Annotated in this window: 25 protein-coding genes; 12 read left to right on the plus strand and 13 right to left on the minus strand. The window is 40.5% G+C overall.

Annotated elements, in window-relative coordinates; all coding sequences use genetic code 11:
- The first annotated feature begins 224 nt into the window (after positions 1-224).
- The 5 genes from C7B62_RS04575 to smpB all read left to right on the plus strand — a co-directional run bounded on the left by C7B62_RS04575 (position 225) and on the right by smpB (position 4,829).
- The gene (locus tag C7B62_RS04575; protein WP_106233438.1) at positions 225-1,547 is read left to right on the plus strand and encodes a four-carbon acid sugar kinase family protein; all 1,323 of its coding nucleotides are present in this window, start codon (positions 225-227) and stop codon (positions 1,545-1,547) included.
- A 99-nt stretch (positions 1,548-1,646) separates the two neighbouring features.
- Positions 1,647-2,480, plus strand: coding sequence for a septum site-determining protein MinC (gene minC / locus C7B62_RS04580; protein WP_106233439.1), 834 nt, complete (start codon positions 1,647-1,649; stop codon positions 2,478-2,480).
- Between the two features lie 30 nt (positions 2,481-2,510).
- On the plus strand, positions 2,511-3,308 hold the full coding sequence (minD, locus tag C7B62_RS04585; protein WP_106233440.1) for a septum site-determining protein MinD: 798 nt from the start codon (positions 2,511-2,513) through the stop codon (positions 3,306-3,308).
- An 80-nt stretch (positions 3,309-3,388) separates the two neighbouring features.
- A complete protein-coding gene (minE, locus tag C7B62_RS04590) occupies positions 3,389-3,775 on the plus strand; it encodes a cell division topological specificity factor MinE (protein ID WP_233219812.1) in 387 nt (128 codons plus the stop codon).
- Positions 3,776-4,361: 586 nt separating this feature from the next.
- Positions 4,362-4,829: an SsrA-binding protein SmpB gene (gene smpB, locus C7B62_RS04595; RefSeq protein WP_106233441.1), complete on the plus strand. Its 468-nt coding sequence runs from the start codon at positions 4,362-4,364 to the stop codon at positions 4,827-4,829.
- 252 nt (positions 4,830-5,081) lie between these two features.
- Here the strand turns inward: smpB and C7B62_RS04600 are convergent, their stop codons facing one another.
- From C7B62_RS04600 to C7B62_RS04610, 3 genes are all read right to left on the minus strand, one after another.
- Positions 5,082-6,539 carry a DASH family cryptochrome gene (locus C7B62_RS04600; protein WP_106233442.1) on the minus strand — a complete coding sequence of 486 codons (1,458 nt, stop codon included), beginning with the start codon at positions 6,537-6,539 and terminating at the stop codon, positions 5,082-5,084.
- Between the two features lie 193 nt (positions 6,540-6,732).
- The gene (locus tag C7B62_RS04605) at positions 6,733-6,993 is read right to left on the minus strand and encodes a hypothetical protein (protein WP_106233443.1); all 261 of its coding nucleotides are present in this window, start codon (positions 6,991-6,993) and stop codon (positions 6,733-6,735) included.
- 160 nt (positions 6,994-7,153) lie between these two features.
- Positions 7,154-7,789, minus strand: a complete 636-nt coding sequence (locus C7B62_RS04610; protein WP_106233444.1) for an L-threonylcarbamoyladenylate synthase — start codon at positions 7,787-7,789, stop codon at positions 7,154-7,156.
- 334 nt (positions 7,790-8,123) lie between these two features.
- On the opposite strand from C7B62_RS04610, the gene C7B62_RS04615 reads away from it, so the two are divergent.
- Positions 8,124-8,732, plus strand: a complete 609-nt coding sequence (locus C7B62_RS04615) for a DUF938 domain-containing protein (RefSeq protein WP_106233445.1) — start codon at positions 8,124-8,126, stop codon at positions 8,730-8,732.
- A gap of 35 nt (positions 8,733-8,767) precedes the next feature.
- Positions 8,768-9,532 (plus strand): response regulator transcription factor, encoded by a 765-nt coding sequence (locus tag C7B62_RS04620; RefSeq protein ID WP_106233446.1) that lies wholly within the window; start codon positions 8,768-8,770, stop codon positions 9,530-9,532.
- A 31-nt stretch (positions 9,533-9,563) separates the two neighbouring features.
- On the opposite strand, the gene C7B62_RS04625 is transcribed toward C7B62_RS04620, so the two are convergent.
- Positions 9,564-10,355 (minus strand): Crp/Fnr family transcriptional regulator, encoded by a 792-nt coding sequence (locus C7B62_RS04625; protein ID WP_106233447.1) that lies wholly within the window; start codon positions 10,353-10,355, stop codon positions 9,564-9,566.
- Between the two features lie 189 nt (positions 10,356-10,544).
- Here C7B62_RS04625 and C7B62_RS04630 point away from each other — a divergent pair, with 189 nt between their 5' ends.
- Positions 10,545-11,912 (plus strand): NAD-dependent succinate-semialdehyde dehydrogenase, encoded by a 1,368-nt coding sequence (locus tag C7B62_RS04630; RefSeq protein ID WP_106233448.1) that lies wholly within the window; start codon positions 10,545-10,547, stop codon positions 11,910-11,912.
- Between the two features lie 76 nt (positions 11,913-11,988).
- On the opposite strand, the gene C7B62_RS04635 is transcribed toward C7B62_RS04630, so the two are convergent.
- Entirely contained in the window at positions 11,989-13,470 is a 1,482-nt protein-coding gene (locus C7B62_RS04635; protein WP_106233449.1) for an FAD-linked oxidase C-terminal domain-containing protein, read from the minus strand.
- Between the two features lie 241 nt (positions 13,471-13,711).
- On the opposite strand from C7B62_RS04635, the gene C7B62_RS04640 reads away from it, so the two are divergent.
- On the plus strand, positions 13,712-14,077 hold the full coding sequence (locus C7B62_RS04640; protein WP_106233450.1) for an S-adenosylmethionine decarboxylase: 366 nt from the start codon (positions 13,712-13,714) through the stop codon (positions 14,075-14,077).
- 134 nt (positions 14,078-14,211) lie between these two features.
- Here C7B62_RS04640 and C7B62_RS04645 read toward each other — a convergent pair whose 3' ends face one another.
- The 3 genes from C7B62_RS04645 to C7B62_RS04655 all read right to left on the minus strand — a co-directional run bounded on the left by C7B62_RS04645 (position 14,212) and on the right by C7B62_RS04655 (position 16,012).
- Positions 14,212-14,835, minus strand: coding sequence for a hypothetical protein (locus C7B62_RS04645; RefSeq protein WP_106233451.1), 624 nt, complete (start codon positions 14,833-14,835; stop codon positions 14,212-14,214).
- An 80-nt stretch (positions 14,836-14,915) separates the two neighbouring features.
- A complete protein-coding gene (locus tag C7B62_RS04650) occupies positions 14,916-15,554 on the minus strand; it encodes an EcsC family protein (protein WP_106233452.1) in 639 nt (212 codons plus the stop codon).
- Between the two features lie 59 nt (positions 15,555-15,613).
- Positions 15,614-16,012 carry a hypothetical protein gene (locus C7B62_RS04655; protein WP_146132043.1) on the minus strand — a complete coding sequence of 133 codons (399 nt, stop codon included), beginning with the start codon at positions 16,010-16,012 and terminating at the stop codon, positions 15,614-15,616.
- 395 nt (positions 16,013-16,407) lie between these two features.
- Between C7B62_RS04655 and C7B62_RS04660 the strand changes: the two genes are divergently transcribed.
- On the plus strand, positions 16,408-16,662 hold the full coding sequence (locus C7B62_RS04660) for a type II toxin-antitoxin system Phd/YefM family antitoxin (protein WP_106233454.1): 255 nt from the start codon (positions 16,408-16,410) through the stop codon (positions 16,660-16,662).
- Between the two features lie 385 nt (positions 16,663-17,047).
- On the plus strand, positions 17,048-17,962 hold the full coding sequence (locus tag C7B62_RS04670; protein ID WP_106233455.1) for a lysophospholipid acyltransferase family protein: 915 nt from the start codon (positions 17,048-17,050) through the stop codon (positions 17,960-17,962).
- A gap of 120 nt (positions 17,963-18,082) precedes the next feature.
- Here C7B62_RS04670 and rsgA read toward each other — a convergent pair whose 3' ends face one another.
- The 5 genes from rsgA to grpE all read right to left on the minus strand — a co-directional run bounded on the left by rsgA (position 18,083) and on the right by grpE (position 23,609).
- Positions 18,083-19,141, minus strand: coding sequence for a small ribosomal subunit biogenesis GTPase RsgA (rsgA, locus tag C7B62_RS04675; RefSeq protein WP_233219814.1), 1,059 nt, complete (start codon positions 19,139-19,141; stop codon positions 18,083-18,085).
- A gap of 47 nt (positions 19,142-19,188) precedes the next feature.
- On the minus strand, positions 19,189-19,461 hold the full coding sequence (locus C7B62_RS04680) for a sulfurtransferase TusA family protein (RefSeq protein WP_106233456.1): 273 nt from the start codon (positions 19,459-19,461) through the stop codon (positions 19,189-19,191).
- On the minus strand, positions 19,458-20,597 hold the full coding sequence (gene dnaJ / locus C7B62_RS04685) for a molecular chaperone DnaJ (RefSeq protein WP_106233457.1): 1,140 nt from the start codon (positions 20,595-20,597) through the stop codon (positions 19,458-19,460). Before dnaJ ends, C7B62_RS04680 begins: the two co-directional genes overlap by 4 nt.
- Positions 20,598-20,755: 158 nt before the next feature.
- On the minus strand, positions 20,756-22,750 hold the full coding sequence (dnaK, locus tag C7B62_RS04690; protein ID WP_106233458.1) for a molecular chaperone DnaK: 1,995 nt from the start codon (positions 22,748-22,750) through the stop codon (positions 20,756-20,758).
- A 148-nt stretch (positions 22,751-22,898) separates the two neighbouring features.
- On the minus strand, positions 22,899-23,609 hold the full coding sequence (grpE, locus tag C7B62_RS04695; protein WP_106233459.1) for a nucleotide exchange factor GrpE: 711 nt from the start codon (positions 23,607-23,609) through the stop codon (positions 22,899-22,901).
- Between the two features lie 447 nt (positions 23,610-24,056).
- Between grpE and C7B62_RS04700 the strand changes: the two genes are divergently transcribed.
- On the plus strand, positions 24,057-26,057 hold the full coding sequence (locus tag C7B62_RS04700) for a GspE/PulE family protein (RefSeq protein WP_106233460.1): 2,001 nt from the start codon (positions 24,057-24,059) through the stop codon (positions 26,055-26,057).
- Positions 26,058-26,086 lie beyond the last annotated feature (29 nt).

A 26,086-nucleotide genomic window follows, 5' to 3' on the forward strand; every position in this document is an offset into this window, starting at 1 on the left:
GACGGCTTTAACATCCTGGTAAGTGACAAATAAGTGAAAGAATAGAAAATATACTTAGCTGAACTCTTTTATTGGGGTTTCAAGGAGATTTCAACAATCTAGTCCAGTTGAACATCCCATGTTGCGCTTTTTGCCAGCATTCTAACTCAAGTTTATTTAAACCACATCAAATAAACAGATTTATTTGAGAAAATACAAACATCTGTAAACTTTGCTGAAAAAATATGAATAAAACACAGCCGAAAATCATTGTAATTGACGATGACCCCACAGGCTCTCAAACAGTACACAGTTGCCTATTACTGATGCAGTGGGATGTGAATACCCTCATGCAAGGTTTACAGGATAGCGCCCCAATTTTCTTTATTCTGAGTAACACCAGAGCAATGAATCCCGAACAAGCCATTGCTACTATCCAGTCAATTTGCCATAATCTCAAAATTGCGATCGCCAAGGCGGAAATTCAAGATTTTTTGGTAGTGAGTCGCTCTGATTCTACTCTCAGAGGACATTATCCTGTTGAAACTGATGTAATTGCTCAAGAATTGGGCGGTTTTGATGCTCATTTTCTCACCCCTGCCTTTTTTGAAGGAGGCAGGATTACCGTCGACCAGACTCACTATCTGCTGATTGACGGGGTTAAAACTCCTGTCGCCGAGACGGAATTCGCCCGCGATTCAGTGTTTGGCTATAGTCATAGCTATCTGCCTGACTATGTTGCTGAAAAAACTCAGGGTAAGATTGCCCCAGAACAGGTAGTTAGATTTTCTTTGTCTGATATTCGTACAGGGAAAATTCGCTCTCGTTTGCTTGAGCTTAAGCATAATCAGTGTGTGGTGGTTGATGGCGAATGTCAAGCGGACTTTGATTTACTAGCAGAGGCAATTTTACAGGCAACGGCTCAGGGCAAACGCTTTCTCTTTCGCTCGGCTGCTAGCTTGCTGACCTCCTTGGCACAATTAGGAAAACAGCCCATTGCTGCCGAAAATATGGCACGTTACCGACCAACGGAGCGACCTGGGGTAGTTTTAGTCGGTTCTCATGTACAAAAAACCACCCAGCAGCTTAATCAGTTGCTCAAAGAACAGGTGGTAGGAATAGAGGTTGATGTGGTGGCTTTACGCGATTGCCCTCAAGCTAAAACAGAGATTCTAGAGTCGGTTTTAGCTGCTGTCGAAAAGGCTTTTGACCAAGATCAAACGGCGGTAATATATACCAGTAGAGCAGAATTAAGTTTTGATGACATACAGCAAAGATTAGAATTTGGCGTAGCCGTTTCTGCTTTATTGATGGAAATAGTTCAGGGTTTACCACCCACCATCAGTTTTTTAATTAGTAAAGGCGGTATTACTTCAAACGATGTTCTTAGTGTTGGTCTAAACTTAACTCAAGCCAGACTTTTAGGGCAGATTCTGCCAGGCTGTTCTGTAATTCGTACCGAACCTACTCATCCTCAATTTCCTAATTTACCAGTAGTTTTATTTCCAGGTAACGTCGGCGATCAACACAGTTTAGTTGCTACTTGGCAACGCTTAACAATTTCGTAATCTTTCATTGACGGAAACTTACGTTAGTATGTGAAGCGTAAAAACAGAAATACTTAGAAAGTAGATATACGTAGATATACGGATGATCAGGATGGTTGCATGACTTTCGAGCCTACTATCTCCCTGGATAAAAACGACGATCAGCCCGATTCGTCTCCTCTCGTCAATCGTTATGCTCAAATTTATTTGAAGCACGATGACGAGCAAATGCTGTTGGTACTGCCCAGTCAAGCAGAAATTAGTGCCGATTTACCTTGGTCAGAAACTTGGCAAGAGCTAAAACATCTGTTACAAACCAAGGAGCAGTCTTGGCAAGTAGGGGCAAATGTGTGCTTGGTTGCCAAAGATCGGCTGCTTGATGCCAGACAGTTACAAACCATTGCCGAAACTCTGGATGATGTAAAACTATCACTTTTGACAGTGAGTACCAATCGGCGGCAAACGGCAGTGGCAGCGGCAACTAGCGGTTATTCCGTCCAGCAACAAGCTGTTGCCCAACCTTTGATTAAAGCAGCGACTGACTCAGAAGAAATTTCTCCTTTAGCAGATCCGCTGTATTTACAAAGTACCGTTCGTTCGGGGGTGGAAATACGTCATCCAGGAACTATTGTCATCTTTGGCGATCTAAATCCAGGTGGAAAAGCGATCGCCGCAGGAGATATCTTGGTTTGGGGTCGTTTGCGAGGAATTGCCCACGCAGGAGCGCAAGGGAATACTCAATGTCGAATTACAGCACTACAGATGGAATTTACCCAGTTGCGGATTGCTGACGCTGTGGCTAGAGCGCCTAAATTAAGACCTAGGCGTTTATCCCCAGAGTTGGCCTTCATGACTACAGAGGGAATCCGTTTAGCCAAAACTTCGGAGTTTGCCAAACACTATGTTTATTCGCCCCCAAATGGCGCATGGATTGATCAAAATCAAGCAAAATAACTACAGCTACACAAATCGTAAACAAGCAATATGAGTCGTATAATTGTTGTTACCTCAGGCAAAGGAGGCGTGGGTAAAACCACTACCACATCTAATTTAGGAGCCGCGATTGCTAAACAGAACCGTTCTGTTGCTTTGATCGATGCTGACTTTGGATTAAGAAATTTAGATCTGTTGCTCGGTTTAGAAGAGCGAGTTGTCTATACGGCGATCGACGTTTTAGCTGGAGAGTGTCGTCTGGCACAGGCTCTAGTCAAAGATAAGCGTCTCAAAGGTTTAGTCTTGCTTCCCGCAGCACAAAATCGCAATAAAGAGTCAGTTCAACCCGAACAAATGAAGAAGATCGCCACTGCCTTGGCGAAGGGTTATGATTATATCTTGATCGATTGTCCCGCAGGTATTGAATTGGGTTTTCGTAACGCCATTTCTGCTGCTAAAGAAGCTTTAATCGTCACAACTCCAGAGGTTGCAGCGGTCAGGGATGCAGATCGCGTAATCGGCTTACTCGAAGCAGAAGGGGTTAACAAAATTAACCTAATTGTTAATCGAGTCAAACCCTGGATGGTTGAGGAAAATAAAATGATGAGCGTCGAAGACGTGCTGGAACTATTAGGCGTGCCATTAATTGGCGTTGTTCCTGATGATGAGAAAGTAATTGTCGCCACCAATAAGGGAGAACCTTTAGTGTTAGGAGAATATGATTCTCTTCCTGCTCAAGCATATCTTAATATAGCTCGGCGTTTAGAAGGCGAAAAAGTACCGTTTCTAGACTTGATGGCGAATCAAGGTAATCTTTTGACTCGTTTACGTCGCATGTTTGGTGGTTAACCAGGCACAACTAACTTGAAATTTTCTCGATACTTTCATGAACAACGCAACCAATTGCGTCTGTTCTTCAAATGTAGACCATGTTAAACATGATTAAAAGGTTGCTGGAAATGCTTTTTCCCTGGAATAATAACACCAACAGTCGAAGTCACGCTAAAAGCCGCTTGAAGCTGATTATTGCTCACGATCGCGCCAGCATTAATCCCGATATGATGGAGGCCATGCGCGAAGAAATCCTCGACGTAGTAGCCCGCTATGTTGAGGTAGATCGCGAGGAAATGGAATTTTCTCTTTGTAACGACCAACGCATGACTTCCTTGACGGCTAATTTACCAATTCGTCAAATTAAGCGCATGGGTGAGCTTAAAGAGCAGATTAAAGAAAATAAATCCATAGATTTACAGCAGATCGAAATTACGGAAATTGAGTTGGAGGCTGAGGTCAAACCCAATAAAACTAACAGTTGACGATAGTTAGAACCTGTTTTTTTATCAAACACAACGTTGGTTAGATTTTGTTTGTCAAGATCTAGCTAGATAGCCAGTAATTCTCAAGCAATTTAGTGGCTGTAACGCTGTGGAAAATTATTATTAATACTTATATTTGGTTATTTTAATGTTGCTAAATACTAAATATATGTTTGCCTGAAAATAATTAAAAATATAGTCTAGTGAATAACTTTATAGTTAAGCATATAGATCAATAGCTTCAGTTCGCTCTGCTCTACCCTCAAATTTGGGGTTGATGGGGCGATATTTTTTAGATCGGTTGTTAACTGGCTCCTTAAACCTGTATTGAAAACAGAAGCTATAACAACAACTAAGTAGCTAGGCATAATTAATTTAAAGACTGATATGAGGTGGTGGAGTAGTGGAGATAGGGGAGTAGGGGAGAAAAATAAGAATCCGTTATTTTATATTTAATTCCACCCAGCTACTTAGTTGTTAATTTCTGACTACATGCGAGCATATGTCTGTTTTTTTCTGCCCACCAAATCAAGTAAAAGTCAAATGATATACTAATAGATCCTCAGCAAGCTCGAAAAAAATTAGCATGGTGGAAAAAACAGCAGGCGTTAAAATAATTAGTGATAATCGTCAGGCTCGTTATCTTTACGAAATACTTGAAACCTACGAAGCGGGGATGGAACTAGTCGGCACAGAAGTTAAATCAATTCGCGCAGGCAAGGTTAATCTTAGAGACGGCTATGCCTTTATTAAAAATGGCGAAGCTTGGTTAAGCAATGTGCATATTTCACCCTACGAAGCAGGAGGCAGTCATTTTAATCATGAGCCTCTAAGAATTCGTAAATTGTTGCTACACCGCAAAGAAATTAATAAACTGATCGGACAGACAGAACAAAAAGGTTTAACTCTTGTTCCTCTCAGGATGTATTTTAAAGGGGGGAGAGTGAAAATTGCCATTGGTTTAGGTAAGGGCAAAAAACTTCACGATAAGCGAGAAACTGCTAAAAAGCGTGATGATCAACGAGATATGGCCAGAGCAATGAAGCGAGAATAAACCTATTTTATCAATGCTGTTGGCTTAAAGATTGTTTTTTGAGATTTAGAGACTTGGGCAATAATTATCTCCCTACTTCCTTATTTTCTATTTTCGTCTTACGAAATTTCCTCAACGCAAGGAACACTGAAGTGCTAGCCCTAAAGGATTTCCTAAAGGTTATATCCGTAGGTGTACCATTTGCGAAGCTTATCCTTTAGGACACCTTCGGATTTCACGTCCTTCGCGTCGCCCGCGCAAAAGAATTTCGCGCTACCTGCTACTTGCTAGATAGATCTTTTCGTTAGCTTTAACCGACTTGAAAAAGTCGACGACGGGGCGAGGATAATCGACTCCTAGCTTGACTCCATAATGGCTCTGTTCGTCTTGAGTCAATTTGTCAGGAGCGCGAACTTTATCCCCAGGCAGAGAAGCTAATTCTGGTAACCAATGCTTAAGATATTCTCCTTGAGGATCATAGTCTTTTGTTTGCTTGGCAATATTAAAATAACGAAAGCCTCGCGCATCGTTGCCTACCCCCGCAGTGTAATTCCAGTTACCCCAGTTGCTACAGACATCGTAATCAATCAGTAGTGACTCAAACCATTCTGCGCCCATACGCCAGTCGATACCCAGATTTTTAGTTAAAAAGCTAGCCACATTTTGTCTACCACGGTTAGACATAAAACCAGTGGCTGCTATTTCTCGCATATTAGCATCAACCAGAGGATAGCCAGTTTTGCCACTGCGCCAAAGATCGAAGCGTTGCCAATCTTGTTTCCAGGGAATTTCAACTCCCCGCATTCCCGCAATCTTAAATACCTGATTACCGTGTTTAGCGACAATAAAGCGAAAAAAGTCGCGCCAGATCAGTTCAAAGATCAGCCAGTAGGTTGAGTCGTTTTTGACTCTTTCTTGCTCATATTTAATCACCTGATCGTTAATATACCGTGGAGAAATACAGCCTAAAGCTAGCCAAGGGGAAAACTTAGAAGAATAATTCGCCCCCAACATCCCGTTGCGAGTTTCTTTATATTCTTGCAAACAATCCTGCTGCCAAAAATATTGATCTAGCCGTTTGATTGCTTCAGTTTCTCCTCCTTTAAATTTTAATACCCCGCGCCGATCAACTTCGGGAATAGATAGACCAAAATCAGCTAGAGTAGGAATTTCTCCTGGTTCAATTTCTGGTAAAGGCGGTAATTGCTTTGGTGCAGTCAAAGACTGATTAATTTGCGACTTTTTCTCTACTTGTTGACGAAAATTGGTATACAACTCTGGAGTTTGTTCAATTTTAAAGGGTAAATCTTCTGGCATGTATAGCGTTGCTTCCCAGTAAGACTTGACCTGAATATTTTTCGCTGATAAAGCCTGCCTAAGCCTTTGCTCAACTCGCTGCTCTTGCGCAGTAACCTCTTGGCTGTAACACACGTAATCTATGTTTAATTGTTCGGCGATCGCTGGTATGATTTCTTCAGGTAAACCTCGACGTACTATTAAATTACTGCCTAATTTCTGGAGCGAAGCACGCAAATCCGTCACAGATTCAATTAAAAACTGAGCCCGATAGTTACCCGTTTTGGGAAATCCAAAGGAAGTCTCGCCAAAATTGCGCTCATCAAAACAGTAGAGGGGAGTAATCTCAGCTTTTTGCTTCACTGCTTCATCTAGCGCCCGAAGATCGTGAACTCTCAAGTCGTTGCGATACCAAATTAAAATTCTTTGAGTCATATCTTTTCTTTATATTTTATATATATTTAAAATATAAAGTAGTATTAATCACGCTCAGAACCACTCAAAGTACTTGCAGGTTAAACTAACTTCAAGAATGAAAGTATAAAAATATAGATATTGACTCGTTAGCTCTCAATTAATCAAATTTTTCTTTTGTGTAAGTCATAACTAAAATCGCGATCGCTAAACTTTAGCTATTAGGAAAACAAAATTGCTCAATATTAATCACGGCTTCTCCGTGGCTGGGAATCCAAGCAGCCCATTCCCAGTTTGATATTTGACAAAGCAGCAAAGCTTCATCGTGACAAAGAGGACTAAATGATTCTGGTTCTAATAGTTGCACCCAAGTATCTGACTGAGGTTGGGGAATCGTTGTTCTTTCTTTTCGATCAAGAGGAACTGAACACCATTGCACTGCTAAATTTTGTTCTCTTAGTTTTTGAATCGTCATAATTCTTTTCTCATTATTTTTCCGCACTCAGATCCACAAACAAAAAAAATTTTCTGTATTTAAAGTTACAAAAATATGCGTATTCTGGTCAAGTTAACGTTTCATAACTTAATCTACCCACGCTTGAAATGACCCCTTAGAAACTGTCAACTCAGCATCTTTATTTCATCATGTGGGAAGGAAGAATGATCTGAGGAAGTAAGGGTCTAAGATCGTCTAAAGAAACTGTGCCATAGGTCATAATGGTTGGCACTTCCACTGTAAAATCTAATAGAGTTCCACTCCTGCCGTGTTTACTCTTGCCTCCATCGATAATTAAAGAAACTTTGTCGCCATAAAATTTGACCGCAAGCTCGGCATCAGTTGCTTGAATGCCTGCAAAAGCAGCAGAAGTTCCCACCATAGGAAAAGGTATTTCCATAACTAGATCGTAGATAAATCGATCTGGACAGGTGACAAAAACATTTTTAAATCCGTTGGTTACCGCCTCGGATAAAGTAGGTTTGGCGCGCATAATCATCGTCACGGGATAGGGAAAATGATTCATCATCTGTAGAGCGGCTCGATCGACTTTCACTACTTGCTCTGCTTTTTCTTTGCGGGTAAATACGCCTAGAGGTTGGGGAGAAGAAAAGGCTTTGATTTGTCTAAGCAGAGTAACAGCCTTTGTATCATTGCCATTAGCGACTAACGCATAGACAGTATCTGTAGGAAGAATGATGACTTCCCCTGCTTTGAGGCGACTCTTTATTTCAGGTATTAAATTTCGATTGAGCTTGAGAACTTTACTATTCATCAGTGGAGATAATTACAGAATTTTATCGGTAACAGTATGTTGGTTGACAAAGTTGATTAGAATCTAAAATTGCAGCTATAGTGCGGTCGCCTCGAGCGGCAAAAGTTCAGTAAGTCATTAAATATTGCTGTATCTTTAGATACTTTATGCATTTTTATCATGATATCATGACTATAAAGCATAAATGCCTATATTTAATGTTGATCGGTGAGGATTCAATATTTCTCGTTTAGGGAGATAATTAAACACCAATCTCTATATAAATAAGCCAGGCTGCAAATTTTTTAGATAAAATGGCTAATCCAACTTCTTTGCGTTGTAGATCATTAAGCCAATGGATGCCAGACAGTACGCCCCAGCTACCCTCCGTAATCGCGAACCTATTTTAAAGATCCTCTCAGAAGTTTTGCCAACCAATAGTAATGTGCTAGAAATTGCTAGTGGAACGGGAGAACATGCCATTTTTTTCGCTTCTGAGTTAAAATCATGTCGATGGATTCCTTCTGACGTTAATTCTTTAGCTACGGACAGTATTGTTGCCTGGAAAAATGCTTGTCCTGTTGATAATTTAGAGTTACCCTTGCTGATTGATGTAACTCAGAAAAATTGGCAACAGCAGGTAAAAAATCACGCTATTAACGCCATCGTTAATATTAACATGATTCATATTGCCCCTTGGCAGGCTTGTTTAGGCTTAATTGAAGGGGTTGGACAAATTTTACCTAATGATGGCATCCTGTATCTTTATGGTCCTTATAAACGTGATGGCGAGCATACTGCCCCAAGCAATGTCAGTTTTGATCGTTCTTTACGCGATCGCAATCCTCTTTGGGGAGTGAGGGATTTAGAAGAAGTGGTTGAGACAGCAACAACGCACAACCTAAAATTGCAGCAAGTTATTTCAATGCCCGCTAATAATTTATCCGTTATCTTTAGTCGCTGAATAGAATATTTCAATTTATCGCCCAATCAGATTTTATGAAGATCAAACTTTTTCTAGCTGACGATCAATATCTCATGTTAGAAGGCATCAAGGCAATTTTAAAACACGAGCCAGAAATAGAGATAGTGGGTACAGCTCAAGATGGTCATAGTGCGATCGATCAAGTGATCAAATTACAGCCCGATCTGGTTTTAATTGATCTTGAAATGCCCAAAATGAACGGCATTGTTGCGACAAAATATATTTGCAAATATATGCCCGATACTAGAGTAATTGTGTTGACCAGTCATAAACAACCGAGTTACATTACACAGGCTTTACAGGCAGGTGCATCAGCATATCTCTTAAAAGATAGTTTAGTTGAAGATCTTAAGCGGACAATTCGTTCTCTGGGTCAGGGTTCTAACTACGTTGAAGCCAAACTATCTGTCAAAACAGTTAAACGCAGACCAATAGTAAGTATGATTAAATATCAAAAAAAGAGCGTTTATCTGCAAAAATATCGTAAAAGTATTTATCAACCAGCCCTCAAAAGCCAACGCTCCAAGCTTCAGCAAAATTCTACCAATACTATCAATATTTTAGTTCGCAATTCAGTCAACCCTGTCATCAATAAGACTAGTTTAGCTCCCATTTTCGATCTTCCTGCAACTCAAGACATTTCCTTGTTCTATCAATCAAAATTTCCAAATAACCGATTTTATAGTCAACCACAATTTAACCGCCAAGCTTATCTTAAAATCATTATGTTAATGCTTATAGCGATCGCCAGCTTTGTCTTATCAATCATTGTCTTTTAAACTTTTTTCAACTTTAAATTTACTTTACTACTTACTTTAAAGGCCACCAATCAACTTTGTCCCTAGTTGCTCCATACACTACCTTTAACTCTTCAGGATTCACTACTGTTACCAAATCGTTTTGCACCTTGTGGGATTTCAACATTCCCGCTTTGGTTAACCCCTTTAGCACCTGTTCTACTGTGCGGTTGTTTAATTGACAAGCCTTAGCAATAACTTCTACTGGCAAATCGAAAACAAACATATTTCCTTGAGGCTGATTACCTAATTCTCTTTCTTGATAAATTAAAGCCCGCAGCAAAGCTGCCACCGCTTGAGGAGGATAAGTACTACAGTTCAGCAGATGATATTGAAACTTTTCCTGTAGCTCAAACATTAATCCATAGCGTTGGCGAAATACTTCGGATTCTTGATGGATTAAGCGGATAGTTTCTAGGGGAATTTTGATTACGTCAGTGGTTTTATAAGCCTCTACCAAGCTAGGAAAAGCGCGAGAAAATTTGCCGTAGCTGAAGGCAAGATTTTGCATTCCAAAACAACTATTGCAGTAGGTAATGGCAATAATGCGGTCTAAGGGAGTGCTACGGACGATAATAGGACCACCATCAATGATTACATAGAGATGCTCCAAACTAGAATCAGGCTTGAATGCTGTATAAACAGGACGACTAGAATAAAGTTTTTCAGCCACAAGCTGCTGGGAGTCAAGATGCTTGGTAATTAGAGCTGAATCTAAATCTTTGAATAAAAAATTATGCTTGATTAAATTTTCTAGGTTATCTGCTGACTCTGAATTTGATGATTGCTGATTAACTTTTTTCATAAAATTGACTACTATCGACCTATTGTCTTAAAAGTTTAAACAACTTTGTGATCATCCTTGAGTAATTCAAAATTTAATTTTAATACATTTGAAATTTTATAATGAGATATCTGCCTGCTGAGGAAAAGCTGCGTAATACTAAACCGCACAAAGTAGGATTAAACAATATAGCTACCAAGAAAAAGACATATGGCGATCGCAACTATTAACCCCGCAACAGGGGAAACTCTCAAGACTTTTACTCCTCTAAGTAATTCTGAAATAGAAAGCAAACTGGATTTAGCGCAATCAACCTTTGAGTCATATCGTCAGACAAGCTTTACTCAACGTAGTCAGTGGTTGAACCAAGCAGCAGAGATCTTAGAACAAGATACCCTCAAGTTTGCCCAGATTATGACCACGGAAATGGGCAAGACGCTTTCTAGTGCGATCGCCGAAGTAGAAAAGTGCGCTAAAGTTTGTCGTTTCTATGCCGAAAAAGCGCCTGAATTCTTAGCAGATGTGGCAATAGAGAGTGATGCTAGCCACAGTTATGTGGCATATCAGCCTTTAGGAGCAATTTTGGCAGTAATGCCCTGGAATTTCCCTTTCTGGCAGGTATTTCGCTTTGCTGCTCCCGCTTTGATGGCGGGTAATGTAGGGCTGCTGAAACACGCTTCTAATGTGCCTCAGTGTGCTTTGGCGATCGAGTCGATTATCTCCCAGGCTGGATTTCCCCCAGGGGCATTTCAAACCTTATTAATTGGTGCAAGTCAGGTTAAATCGATTATTGAAGACGATCGCGTCAAGGCAGCAACTTTGACGGGAAGCGAGCCAGCAGGGGCAGCCTTAGCCTCGGCTGCGGGACAACAGATTAAAAAGGTAGTCTTGGAATTAGGCGGTAGCGATCCGTTTATTGTCATGGAAAGCGCCGACATCGAAGAGGCGGTAACTACGGCAGTTAAAGCTAGGATGTTGAATAACGGACAGTCTTGTATTGCTGCTAAACGGTTTATCGTAGCCGAAAGTGTTGCAGACAGCTTTCAAGAACAATTATTAAAGCAGTTTCAAGCTTTGACTATTGGCGATCCAATGCACAAAGATACCGATCTTGGCCCTTTAGCCACAGAAACTATTCGCGCTGAATTAGACCAGCAGGTCAAAACAGCAGTCAAGCAGGGAGCCAAGATTTTAACTGGTGGAGAGCCAATTACAGATCGCCCAGGCAATTATTATCCCCCCACAATTTTGACAGATATTCCTGTTGATTCGGCTACGGCACAGGAAGAGTTTTTTGGCCCAGTGGCGTTATTATTTCGGGTTCAGAATCTGGATGAAGCGATCGCTTTAGCCAATCATATTCCCTTTGGTTTGGGTGCTAGTGCCTGGACAAACAATTCAGAGGAAAGCCAGCGTTTAGTTGCCGAAATCGAAGCAGGAGCAGTATTTATCAACGGAATGGTTAAATCCGATCCTCGTTTACCTTTTGGTGGTATCAAGCGCTCGGGCTATGGTAGAGAATTAAGCAGCCAGGGTATTCACGAATTTGTCAATATTAAGACTGTTTGGATTAAGTAAAGGGCTTTTGCCCTAGCTATTTACTTAAGTAATCTTAAGGAGCTAAGAGCTTGTTTTGGTAAAAGATGCGAGTAAGTTAATAGAGTTCCGCATCTTTAAACTGCTGAATCTTCTGGGCATTAGCTGCTTCTCCACAACTACGAGGAGTGGGAAAGATTTTATCTGGATTAGCCAGTCCTTTTTTGTTTAGTGCCGTGCGTACATACTGCATGGTTTCTAGATCGGTAGAGTTGAACATATAGGGCATATAGCAGTTTTTATCTGCACCAATACCATGCTCTCCCGATAGACTTCCTCCTGCATCCACACACAGCTTGAGGATCTCTCCCCCAATTTCCTCTACCGTAGCAAAAGCTCCTGGCACAGCGTTATCGTAAAGAATCAACGGATGAAGATTACCGTCTCCTGCATGAAATACATTGGCGATTTTATAACCATAGCGATCGCTTAAGGCATTAATTTCTGCTAGCACTTCTACCAGCTTGGTACGGGGAATCACTCCATCCTGAACAAAATAATCAGGACTCATATGTCCCGCTGCTGCAAAAGCAGCCTTTCTTCCCTTCCATAGTTTGGCGCGAGTATCAAGATCTTCGGCACTAGTAATACCTGTAGCATTGTGTTTTTGGCAGATCGCCTCAACTCTGGTGCGATAAGCTTCCACCTCTACTTTTAAACCGTCTAATTCAACTAATAATACTGCTGCCGCTTGGCGATCATAGCAACCTGTATTGACAATATCCTCCACAGCATTAATGCTCAGGTTATCCATAATTTCCATCCCCGCTGGAATAATACCCGAACTAATAATTTCGGCTACCGCAGCCCCCGAATCTTCCACAGTCGGAAAGTTCGCCAATAAGACAAATACCGATTCAGGGCGCTTGAGGATTCTTAGCGTAATTTCAGTAGCAATACCCAAAGTCCCCTCAGAGCCGACAAATAGACCTGTTAGATCGTATCCAGGCATCTCACCGATCATGCCTCCGACATCAATAATCTCTCCTTCGGTAGTGACTAGCTTCAAACCTAAAACATGGTTAGTAGTTACACCATACTTGAGACAATGAACTCCCCCAGAGTTTTCCGCCACATTCCCGCCAATCGAACAAATAATCTGACTTGAAGGATCGGGAGCGTAGTAAAAACCTGCTCCACTTACCGCCTGAGTTACCCAGTTGTTAATTACCCCTGGTTGCACAGTAATACAGTGATTATCTAAGTCTTGAGCGATGATTTGATTCATTCTCGCTGTCACAATTAGCACCCCCTCCCCGTGAGGCAAGGCACCCCCAGATAAACCTGTCCCTGCACCTCTAGCAACCCACGGTATATTGTTGTCATGGCACAATTTAACCGCAGCAGCCACTTCTTCTGTAGTACGGGGTAAAACTACCACGGCAGGACGCTGACGATAGCTTGCCAAACCATCGCATTCATATGTCAGCAGTTCTTCCCTACGGCGAACAACACCATCCTTACTAACTATAGTTTCTAACTGTTTAATAATCGGTTGCCATTTGTCTTGAGTACCTGAAAAAAGCTTGTTTAATCTCATCGCCATTGCTGCATTATCTGAATTTACCCCTACTTACCTCAGTTTAATGATTTTTGAAGAGAATCAAGCGATTTTGATTCATGCTTTAATAATCTAATATTTCCTTGATTACATCCAGTAGCTAATATTTAACTATCAGGACTATATGTAACTGCTCTAATTTTTTCATGATGATCATGATGATTTATAGTTGAGATTAATTTATCTATAGTTAAGGAACTATTAATTCCTTGACACAAATATGATCAAGAATCTTGCGCCAAATATTTTTCGACAGCGATTACTAATCGAAGGTTTCTACACTATAGATGTTGACAAAAAGAGTATAGAGAAATATCTCTTTAATGTCGCCGAACATTTAGGGTTAAAGACGTATGGCAACCCGATCATCTTTGCGCCTGCTTCAGGTATGGGTAAAAAGGAAAATACGGGATACGATGCATTTATTCCCTTGATTGACTCTGGCATCTCAACCTATTTTTGGAGCGAGGCTAAGTTTTTTTCAATTGTTATATACACCTGCAAGGGTTTTAATGAGCAAGCAGCAATTGGTTTTACCAGAGAATATTTTGCTGTATCTAGTGAAATAGCCAGTGTCTCCTTTTAATTAGATAGATTTGCGATCGCATCCTAGCCATCAGAATAGAAAACAACTTGAACAAAATGCGATCGCGTTAGTTTGAGTATTGGTCTTCAAAGAATTGGGTATTTCAGCTAGCGATCGCCATACAACAACTTTCTTTATTTTTGAGCCGATTTTTGATTAAAAAGCTGGAACAGTTTTTGCAGATCAAAATCATTCCAACTCAAAGCAACTGAAGTTTCAATCATTAATTCTCCCTGTTTTAGGCTAGTTATCAATGTTGACTCATTTTTCAAACTAGAAAAAAGAGCTTCTATAAGCTGTGATTGATTTCTAGGAAGAGCATAGTAAACTTTATCTGCTTCAACTCTAACACCTTCTGGTAATTTCCCATTAGGAATTTTGCTACCTAAAAAGTTCTGCCAACCAGCGATCAGATAACGGTAAATAATAGAATCGGTGTAAAATTCAGGAGGTGTTAATAAACGAAGTTCCCCTTCAATACTATTCTCATTAAGAGTTATTTTTTCAGGAGTAAAATGTATTTTTACTTGAACTTTTTTATGTTCTACTGTGGCAATTAGTCCTTCTGATAAATCAGGTTCTAAACTTTTTAATTGTTCAACCTTAGAAACAGCTTGTTGACAAAAGAGTAAAACGGTTTTTTTCTTTAATATCAATTGCTTACTTTCTGGACTAAATAAAATATACTCTTTGATCATTTCTGTAAGAATTTGTTTTGATTCTTGAACCGTTGTTTTAAGTCTGTTAAATATACTCATATTTGGTTACCTTATTAATCATAGTTATTGATATTGACACGCGAGCATTTTGAGCATTTATATTGTCAAGTAATTTTTTTTTACGAAGCTTTAAATAATTTTTTGGCAGTTTTTCCACAGCTATTCACAAATATGCCATCAAAAGTCCCTCCAACAACACCTCCAACTAAAGGCACCATTTTCATGAGATTTACAGCACCTTTTTCACCAGCTTTTGTAATTAGTCGAAATCCAATCTTTTTATTAATTTCAATTAGAACCTTACCAGGTATTTGCTTGATTAGGTTTTGGCACATCTTTGTACCAATCGCAATTCCTGCATTTTTAAGAATCTCTTCACCAGCTTCACCTATCAGGCATAACAGAATCATTGTTCTTACTTGTTCCGAATGAATGTCATATCCTCGAAGGTAAGCTATTGTAGCAACAGTATTAGCTGCTAGCGCGTAAGACGTAGCTACACCTGCTGGAATGGTAATGGGCATTGCAGCAATACCGCCTAATCCAGCAATAAAACCAGTACCCGCAGCATACGTAGTTCTCCAAGCAATAACTGAATTAATGGCCTCCTCAACGCTAGCTGATTTACTCAAGTGGTCTTCTGCAACCTGCTTGGCAGATGGCAAAATTCCCAACCCATTAATTCCAGCGTCGGCAATCCACTCAAGAGTTGTCTGTATCAGATTGCTTTTATCGTTGTCTATGTTAGTTGAAACCATAAGATTAAAGTATATTTCTTAGTTAATAGTTTACAAAAACGACAGTAATTGTTATAAATTTATTGAGACTTGGCAATAGCTATAGCCATGTTTTGTAATAAATTTTCTTCTTGCTTTGCGCTCAAAATTTTACTTTTAATCAAATCTACGGTAGCATCAAATTTGTAGGTTTCTTTTTCAAACTCCACCATTATTTCTGCACCTTGGCAGTTTAAAGCTGCTCTCGCTTTTTCAAGATTTTTCAGTTTTTTAAAAGTGCATTCACCAACAGTTCCACTAATATTACCTACAGCATCAACAGCACCTTTTCCAATATCCATAACACCTTCTAGTGTTCCTGAAACAACTAAACCTGTAAACCATAAAGGAGATGTTAAGCTTAAAGCCACTTTATTTCCTACACCTTTAGTTTCAAATCCTTTAACAACTGAGTCAGCAAATTTTTTAGTTAATTCCATAATCTTTAAACCAAATACATTAATCATATTTTCATTGTAAATATTAAATTAAGCAGTGATTTGAATCAGTTCTATTTGATTAAAAAGTAAAACTAATAAAAATTTACAAATATGTATTAGCTGAATAAGTGGAATCCATATTTGTTTTTCTATTGCTTAATTAATCGCTCATATTCGCAACCTTTTCTACAGCAATCGTAATTGTATTCGCCATCTCAAAGTGCGATCGCCAGATCTATAAATCCCAGAATATCGGCTAATTTTCAGCTTTTACCCCAAAATCGCTAAATCTAGAAAATGCGATCGCATTCAAAACCAGCTTACAGTCTATAGATGAAAAAGATGTGCTTTTGGAGACAGCATATAATTAACTAAGCAAGAAACAAAAAACTCCCATGTCATATCACGTTACAGCAGACTATGCCCGTAAAAACTTTAATGAAATTATTCAACGAGCCAAGATTGAAGCCGAAGGAGTAACAATAGTCAAAGACAATCAAAGCTTTGTACTAATCGATCAAGAAGAATTAGAAGCCTTGATTGAAACTGCTGAATTGCTTCAACTTCCTGACATATTGACAGATGTATCGCAAGCAAGAAAAGAATATCAACAGCAAGAAACTTTAACCATGGAGGATATATTTGGTTGAAGACACTCCTAAGTATCAAGTTCGATTTAGCAAAAAAGCTCAGAAAGATATTGCAGAATTAACTGAGAAACAAAAAACCAAGCCAAGCAAATTTTAGAACAAGTTATTGCTGTTAATCCTCATCGTGGAAAAGCCTTAAAGGGCAAGTTAAAAGGTTTAAATTCTTATAGATTGAATCGCCAAGAGCGAGTTTTGTATGAGATTTACGAAAAAGACAAGACTGTTTTAATTATTACGGCTAGAACTCATTACGGAGAATAGGTGAGAACAATATATACAGCATAAATCTAGAAAATGCGATCGCGCTTTTACTCCAAAATCGCTAAATCGCGATCGCGATACTGCCATCAAAGTAAAATAGATATGTTCAGCTTTCAGTCAATTAATGAATTATCGACAGACTCAAGATCCAGTTTCGACGATTAAATCAGCGAAAGTTCTTGCAGAATTATTTCTTAAAGCATCCGTAGCAAACGTTAATACTCTAACTGGCTGGTCGTTAGATGATCGTAACCCTCAGATCATTGAACAGCTGATGCCGTTTGTTAGCTGGTTGTATCACAATTATTTTCGAGTGCAAACTGATGGCTGGGAAAATATTCCTCCAACTGGTAAAGTGCTGCTGATTGGTTCTCATAATGGCGGTTTGGCTGCTCCTGATACAGTGATGATGACCTATGATTGGTTTCGACAATTTGGTACAGATCGCTTAGCCTATGCTTTGATGGAACCCAAAGTCTGGCAAGCTTTACCAGGATTAGCTCGTTTAGCGGCACAAGTAGGTGCTATTCAACCCCATCCAGATTTAGTCAGGGCTGCTTTGCGTCGAGATGCTGCGGTTTTAATCTATCCAGGGGGAGCTAAAGATGTGTTTCGCCCCCACTCGATGCGCAACAAAATTTATTTTCATGGTCACAAAGGATTTATCAAATTAGCTTTGCAGGAAAAAGCGCCAATTGTTCCTTTTATTTCTCATGGAGCCCATTCAACCTTAATTGTGTTAGCCGATATTTATCCTCAAGTACAGCAACTACACAAGTGGGGAATGCCCTGGCTGGGAGGTTTTGACCCTGGGGTGTTTCCTATTTATCTGGGCTTACCTTGGGGTCTTGGAGTAGGCCCTTTGCCCAATATTCCTCTGCCTATTCCCCTGCACACTAGAGTCTGTTCACCGATTCTCTTTGAGCGGTATGGTCAAGAAGCCAGTCGCGATCGCGAATACGTCGAACAATGCTACGATCGAGTTTGCCAACAGATGCAGCAGCAACTAGATCAATTAGTTCAAGAAAAAGAGCGTTAAAGTCTAGAGTCAGTTAAATTCAACTCGATTATTTAGTAGGAAAAAAGAACTAAGATCGGGTTGCACTGTCAGTAAGATACTATGCTGGAGAGCTTTTCTGTCTGCCTATTTATCTTATATTCAAAACCGATCTTCAATTTCTTCTTCTAGCTGTCTGGCGTAGATGTCTTGCAAATTCTGGTGTTTAACATTGCGAGCAGTGCGACGATATTTTTTAGTTTGCAGCTTGGGTTCATATTGACTTTTTCCAGATCGCTTAACTTTTAGTTTAAGGTTAGATTCTTCGTCTGGTTTTTGCTGCAATGCTATTTGATGAGCGATCGCTTTATTTAAAAAATCTAGATAATATTCGTATCTTTCCCAGTCTCCCCGCACAACGCAATTTGGCTCATCACGATGAAGACAGTTGCTAAACTGGCAGTTTGCCTGTTGTAATCTGGCTCTAGCTTCAGGAAAATACTGCGCTAAATTGCTGGGAATACAGTCTAGATCGGGCTGATTAAATCCTGGACTATCGGCCAGTAAACCACCTCCTGGAAGCTCAAATAACTCTACATGGCGAGTCGTATGACGACCTCGCTGTAGTTTGCCAGAAACTTCTCCTACGCGCAATTTAATCGAAGGAATCAAAGCATCAATCAAGCTTGATTTGCCCACACCGCTAGGACCTGCCACAACGGTAATTTTGCCTTCTAAACGAGCTGACAATTCATCAAGACCGATTCCTTGCGCCACGCTGATATAGCTAGCATCATATCCCCATGTAGATAGACGTTCTTGCCACTGCTGCTGTTGTTGTGGAGTAATTAGATCGCACTTATTGAGACACAAACAAAGTTTCAAGGCTGTTGACTCAGCCTTAACCAAAAAGCGACTCAGTTGCCAAGGATCGAGGATTGGTTCTGCCATAGCAAAAACTAACAAAGTAAGCTCTGCATTAGCCACAGGAGGTCGCTGTAGCTCGGTAAGACGGGGTTCTACTCTACTTATAGCTCCTCTAGCATCCTGCCAATCGGGTTCTTCGATCAAAACGCGATCGCCGACCATTACACTCTGCCCAATTTTTTTTAGGCGAGTACGTCTAGTACAAAGTAAAGACTTAGCTGCTGGATTATTGGCTAACTTTACCTGATAAAAATTAGCTTGAACAGCGACCACTGTTCCCCACAACTGATTCAAATTTCGAGTCGCAGTATTCAGCAATCCATCGACATGATCTTCTTCCCTCACGAAGTTACAGGACGACGAACTAACAAAGAAAAGAAATCTTGCTGTTGGGCCAACGCCTCAACCTGATAACCTTCCATTTTTAGACTATCAGGCACTTGTTCAATCGGCTCACCAGGATCGAGCCAGACTTCTAAAAGTGTACCTGGGGGCATTTGCTCCAAACGCAACTTGGTTCTCACAAAATTAATCGGACAAGGAGTACCACGCAAATCTAAATGAGCATCTGCGCAGTTTGAGATATCACTATTTAAGCTTTGAAGATCGCTCATTTTTGGAACAAACCTCCTAAGAAACCTTCTTTGCTAGCTTTACTTACAGTTTCACCTCGAACTCCCGCTAGCTTTTCTAAGAGTTCTCTCTCTTCAGAATTAACTTTAGTGGGAATATTGATCTTAACGGTAATTAGATGGTTTCCCCGACTTACAGGATTACCAAGTTTAGGCACCCCTTTGTTTTCTAGGGTTAGCACCGTATTTGGTTGAGTGCCAGAGGGAATAGTCAATTCTTCCTTACCATCAACCGTATTAACTTGTAGGTTACAGCCTAAAATAGCCTGTAAATAACTAATCGAAATTTCCGATCTAACATTAATCCCTTCACGAGTGAACTCTTTATCAGATTCCACAAATAGATATACGTATAGGTCTCCTGGTGTACCGTTGCGAACACCAGCATCACCCTCTCCTGAAACTCTTAGACGAGTACCATTATCCACACCAGGAGGAATAGTAATTTTAAGATTCTTAGTTTCTTGCAGACGACCTGCGCCATGACAAGTGCTACATTTCTCTTCTATTACCTGTCCTGTGCCGTTACAATTAGTGCAAGCTGAAACCTGTGCAAAACTACCAAAAGGAGTTCGAGTAGCACGACGCACTTGACCACTCCCACTACAGACACTACAGGTTTTAACTCCTGTGCCTGGTTTAGCTCCACTACCACTACAGGTTTGACAAGATTCTAAATGGGGAATCTTAATTTGCTTTTCGCCACCAAAAACAGCTTCTCTAAAGTCTAGCTTGAGGTCTAAGCGCAGATCGTCTCCCCTTACAGGTCCATTACGACGACGAGACTGCCCCTGGCTAGTACCAGTACCACCGCCAAAACCGCTAAAAATAGTTTCAAAAATATCGGCAAAACCACCCATGTCGTTATAGTCGAATCCTGACGCACCCCCGCCAGCACCACCTACTCCAGCTTCGCCAAAGCGGTCATATCTACCGCGAGTGTCTGGTTCAGAAAGAACTTCGTAAGCGCGATTAATTTCTTTAAATTTTTCTTCTGCTCCTGGTTCTTTGTTGACATCGGGATGATATTGGCGCGCTAGTCGGCGATAAGCGCGCTTTAGTTCATCTTTATCTACATCGCGGGATACGCCCAGGATTTGATAGTAGTCCTCTGCCATAAAATCTTAATTTTTTCCTATGGTTTATAGATTGTACTGTAGCAAAATCAGAACCAGTAAATATAGTACGGTTACTACTAAGAACTAATTATTTTAAATTTACCCTAAGTAATTTGCTCTACTTAATAGTCAACCACATAAATTCAGTCTATATTCACTTAATCAACTGATTCATAATCATCGTCTAAACCAAAATCAACACCTCCTTCAACGTTGGCATTGTTAGATATACTAACAACTGCTTTGACGTTATTGCCGCCCGCTAAATCCATCTCAGTTTTAGCGCTAGCCAACTCGTCATCCTCAAAGTCATCAAAGACGAAAGAATCATTAGGGTTAACATTTCTTTGTTGATAAACGTCCGTACCAATTTCCAGCAGCGTTTGACGCAAGCTTTCTAAAATATCGCTAATATCTTTGATGCTGGTATGAGGATTATTGCAAGCGATCTTAAACTCCTCTTTAATGCGGGCAATTTTTGCTTTATATTCATCGCGAATCAAGTCTCCTTGTTCACTAACAGTTGAATCGTAATTGTAAATTAAATTCTCAGCTTGGTTTTTCAACTTGACTAATTCAACATGACGGCGATCTTGGTCGGCAAAACTATCTGCTTCTTGACGCATTCGCTCAACTTCGCTAGAGCTTAATCCTCCTGTATTGCTAATAGTGATACTTTGCTGTTTACCAGTACCCTTATCTTGAGCCGAAACCTGCAAAATACCGTTGACGTCAATTTCAAAGGCAACTTCAATCTGAGGCATTCCTCTAGGAGCAACAGGAATTCCTGTTAAAAGAAACTTGCCTAAGCTTTTATTGTCTTTTGCCATGGCTCTTTCCCCTTGAAGGGCATGAATCTCCACGGTTGTCTGACCATCAGCAGCAGTAGAAAAGATCTGCGATTTGCTGGTAGGAACGGTTGTATTCTTTTCAATGATCTTGGTAAAAACCTCCCCCAAAGTTTCGATCCCCAGTGATAGAGGAGTAATATCAAGCAGCAAAACATCTTCAACTTCCCCACCTAAAACACCGGCTTGAATCGCTGCCCCTGCTGCCACTGCTTCATCTGGATTAACTGAGCGGTCTATTTGCATTCCATCAAAGATGGTTTTAATCGCTGCCTGGACTGCGGGAATGCGCGTAGAACCGCCAACTAAGATAATGCGATCAATCTCATGAGGCTCCAAGTCAGAATCTTTTAAAGCTAACTTAACTGGGTCTAGAGTTTTTTGGATTAAATCCTTAGCTAATTCTTCAAATTTAGCTCGACTTAGCTCTAATTCAATATGTTTAGGCCCTGTTTCATCGGCAGTGATAAAAGGCAGGTTAATTGATGTAGTTGGAGTAGCCGAAAGCTCAATTTTGGCTTTTTCCGCAGCCTCTCTCATCCGTTGCAACGCCATCTTATCCGTTCTAAGATCAATTTCTTCTTGAGCATAAAAAGTTTTGATCAGCCAACGTACGATTACGTTATCAAAATCATCACCACCAAGATGATTATTCCCTGCTGTAGACTTTACTTCAAATACACCATTGCCCAATTGCAGGACAGAAACATCAAAAGTTCCGCCCCCCAAGTCAAAAACGAGAATGTGTTCTTCTCGGTCTTGTTTGTCCAAGCCATAAGCTAAAGCAGCAGCAGTAGGCTCATTGACAATACGTAACACCTCAAGTCCAGCAATCGTACCGGCATCTTTGGTAGCCTGTCGCTGGGCATCAGTAAAATAGGCAGGTACCGTAATTACGACCTCTTTGACAGGTTCTCCCAAAAAGCTTTCGGCATCTGCCTTTAACTTTTGCAAAATCATGGCAGAAATCTCCTGAGGAGTATAATTCCTGTTTTTGATCTGAACATCAACAGTATCATCTCGACCTGGAATACATTTGTAAGGCGTGCGCGATCGCTCTTCTTCTGTGTCTTCCCAACGACGACCAATAAAGCGTTTGATGCTATGAATTGTATTTTGCGCGTTGGTAACTGATTGCCTTTTTGCCAACTGACCGACTAAACGAGTATCCCCCTTGGCAAACGCTACCATACTAGGAGTTGTCCGCGCCCCCTCTGAATTAGCAATAATTATGGGCTTGCCCCCCTCCAGTACAGCAACGCAACTGTTAGTAGTTCCCAGATCAATACCGATAACTTTTGCCATAGTGCTTAGGCAGTAACTTTCATGTATGTATAAATTACAAAGATGTTGACAGAGAAGCTAATGGTATTCATCGGCATACTGCAATGCCGAGCTAATAAATCCCCGATAAAGTTTCAAACTTAATAGTCGTTTGAAACTAGGCAGTTACTTAATGATCATTTTCTTCGTTTTCTGTCGTTTTCTGTTCCGAAGTTATCACAGGTTCTTGAGGAACAGCAACTTTAACCATGGCATGACGCAAAATTGTGTCGCCAATAGTGTAACCTCGCATCAGTTGCTCAATCACGGTTCCTTCAGGATATTCATTGGTGGGTTCGCGCAACATAGCTTCATGATAATTGGGATCAAATTCTTGTCCTTCAGGTCGCATAGCTGAAACTCCCATTTTTTTGAGACATTCCACTAAAGTTTTGTATACTCCCTGATAGCTAGAATGAATTGTTTTTTCGCCTTCGCTCTCTGGTTTTAGCTGGGTTCTGGCTCGCTCAAAGTTATCGATAACAGGTAGTAATTCAGCAATGACGTTTTTCTTCGTCTGCGCTTCTAAATTTTCTTTTTCTTTGGTAGTTCGGCGGCGAAAATTCTCAAAATCTGCTGCCAAGCGAGCATATTGCGCCTTGGCTAGATCTGCCTGTTGGCTCTTTTCGTCTAAAAGTTGCTTCAGATTGGCATTTTCTTGCTGGAATGCAGCAAAAATTTCTTCATTTTCAGCAGTTTGATGATCCTCTGAATTTATTTCTGTAGTTTCATCTAGCTCCACAGCAGATTCTGGCACAGAATTTTGGTTTTCTAAAGAAGTATCAACGGCAACTTCAGGATTTTCGACAGGATTTTCAGGTTGTTTTTGCTCTTCAGTCATAGGAATGTTTGTCTCTTTACGTACAAAATATAGAATATGGCATTCAGCTAAGGAATTAACAGTTTTAATTTTTTTTAGCTGATTAAAACTACCTTGCTAACTAGCAAGGGATCGACTTCGCTACTGTGCGAAGCTGCTTCAAGCAGTCCTAAAGGATATGTTATGCCCTTGTCCTAAAGGATAAGCTTCGCAAATGGTACACCTTCGGAGATCGCCATACTTGGGCTTGACCTAAGACGGCGTTGCTCGGCTAGTCCTTGAGGGCGATCGCCTCATCAACCTTATAGTACAGTCATCATAAGATATTTTTCTCTCGCTCAAGATTAGTTGTGGTACTTAAAAATTAAACTACTTAATCGTAATTGGAATAGTTAATTTTGGGCAGTAGGAATTTTACGCCAAGTTTAGGGAACACTAGCTATCGTCAGGAGATATTTTTTCTATTTTATGGCTTATTCTTCCTCTAAAAAAAATCGAGCGATCGCCGTACGTAATAATTTGTCGCCTTTTGGTAATCAATTGGTACAAAAAGGTTTTATTGATGGCGATAAAATGCAAAAGGCTTTGGCGGAGAGTCGCAAAACAGGGCATTCGCTGATCGACGTATTAGAATCAGCTACAGGTAAACAGCTACCGCCAGATTTATTGCGCCAATATAAAAAACACCATTTATTTGAGCTAAAAGTCCTTTATGGGGTGGAATCGGCCGATCCTGAAATCGAAACCGAAAAATTTAGTAACAATCAAATGGGGGAATTAATTAATTCCCTAATTCCCCTCGATCTTTGTCGTCGCTATCGTTTAATTCCGCTATACAAAAAAGATGGAGACAATCCTATTTTAGTGGTAGCGATGGTCGATCCAGAGAACCTGGAAGCCCAGGATGATCTCAATCGAATTCTTAGACCTAAAGGAATTGGCATTGAACGACAGGTCATAACTCAAAGCGATTATCAACAATTAATCGATCGGTTTTTGGATGATCAGGTCAAACAAGAAACTGCCAAGAAACAAGAGGTTAACGTTGATGTTTCTTTAGAGTTAGATAACTTTGACTTTAATTTAGAAGAAGGTGAGGATGAACTTGCCGATGACTTAGGTGCAGCCAACGAAGCTCAAGCAGCACCAATTATTACCTTGGTCAATAAAATTCTGGCTAAAGCCCTACAAGACGGTGTTTCTGATATTCACGTCGAACCCCAGGAAGAAGGGTTGAAAATTCGTTATCGCAAAGATGGTGTGTTGCAGCAGCCTTTCGATCGGATGCCGAAAAAAATTATCCCAGCGGTAATTGCTCGATTTAAGATTATGGCAGAGCTAGATATTGCTGAAAAGCGCTTGCCTCAAGATGGCAAAATCCGTCGGATGTTTCAGGGAAGAAAGGTGGATTTTCGGGTCAATACTCTACCTAGTCGCTATGGAGAAAAGGTTGTTTTACGGATTCTCGATAATTCGGCAACTCAACTAGGTCTAGATAAGCTGATTTCCCACGAGGGAACGTTGGAAATAGTCCGAGACATGGCAAAACGACCTTTTGGGATTATTTTAGTTACAGGTCCTACAGGGTCGGGTAAATCTACCAGTCTTTATTCAGTATTAGCCGAAAGAAACAGTCCTGATATTAATATTTGTACTGCTGAAGACCCGATTGAATATTCACTAGACGGGATTACTCAGGTACAGGTAATTCGCGAAAAGGGGATGGATTTCGCTTCGATCCTGCGAGCTTTCTTAAGACAAGATCCTGACGTAATTCTGGTAGGTGAGACTAGAGACTCAGAAACGGCAAAAACAGCAATTGAAGCAGCTTTAACAGGTCACTTGGTACTAACTACCCTCCACACCAATGATGCAGCTGGAGCGATCGCTCGTTTAGATGAGATGGGTGTCGAACCATTTATGATCTCAGGAGCATTAGTCGGAGTTTTGGCTCAAAGATTAATGCGCAAAGTTTGCAGTGAATGTCGGATTGCTTATAATCCCACCCACGAGGAGTTAGCTAGATTCGGTTTATCAGCAGCAGTAGGGGAAGAGGTTATTTTTTACAAAGCTCATAAGCTTGATGTAGAACAGCTTTCTCAAGCAAAAGCCAACGGTACCCTCTGTTCCAAGTGCCTGGGGGTAGGCTACAAAGGACGAATTGGAGTTTACGAAGTAATGCGTAACTCGGAAAAACTACAGACTTTGATCAACGAAGGGGCAAATACCGATCGCATCAAAGAAACTGCCGTAGAAGAAGGCATGATTACAATCCTGGCATATAGTCTCAATCTAGTTAAAGAAGGTCACACTACTTTAGAAGAAGTCGAACGGGTAACATTTACCGACTCAGGTTTAGAAGCAGAACTCAAAGCAAAACGCAAGAGTGGTTTAGTCTGTCGCACCTGTAGTGCTGAATTGCTGCCTGAGTGGTTGGATTGCCCTTATTGTATGACTCCCCGTTTTTAAATCAAGATTGTAACAGTTAAAAAATTTCA

Origin of the sequence: Pleurocapsa sp. CCALA 161 (assembly GCF_003003995.1) — a bacterium.
Taxonomy (GTDB): domain Bacteria; phylum Cyanobacteriota; class Cyanobacteriia; order Cyanobacteriales; family Xenococcaceae; genus Waterburya.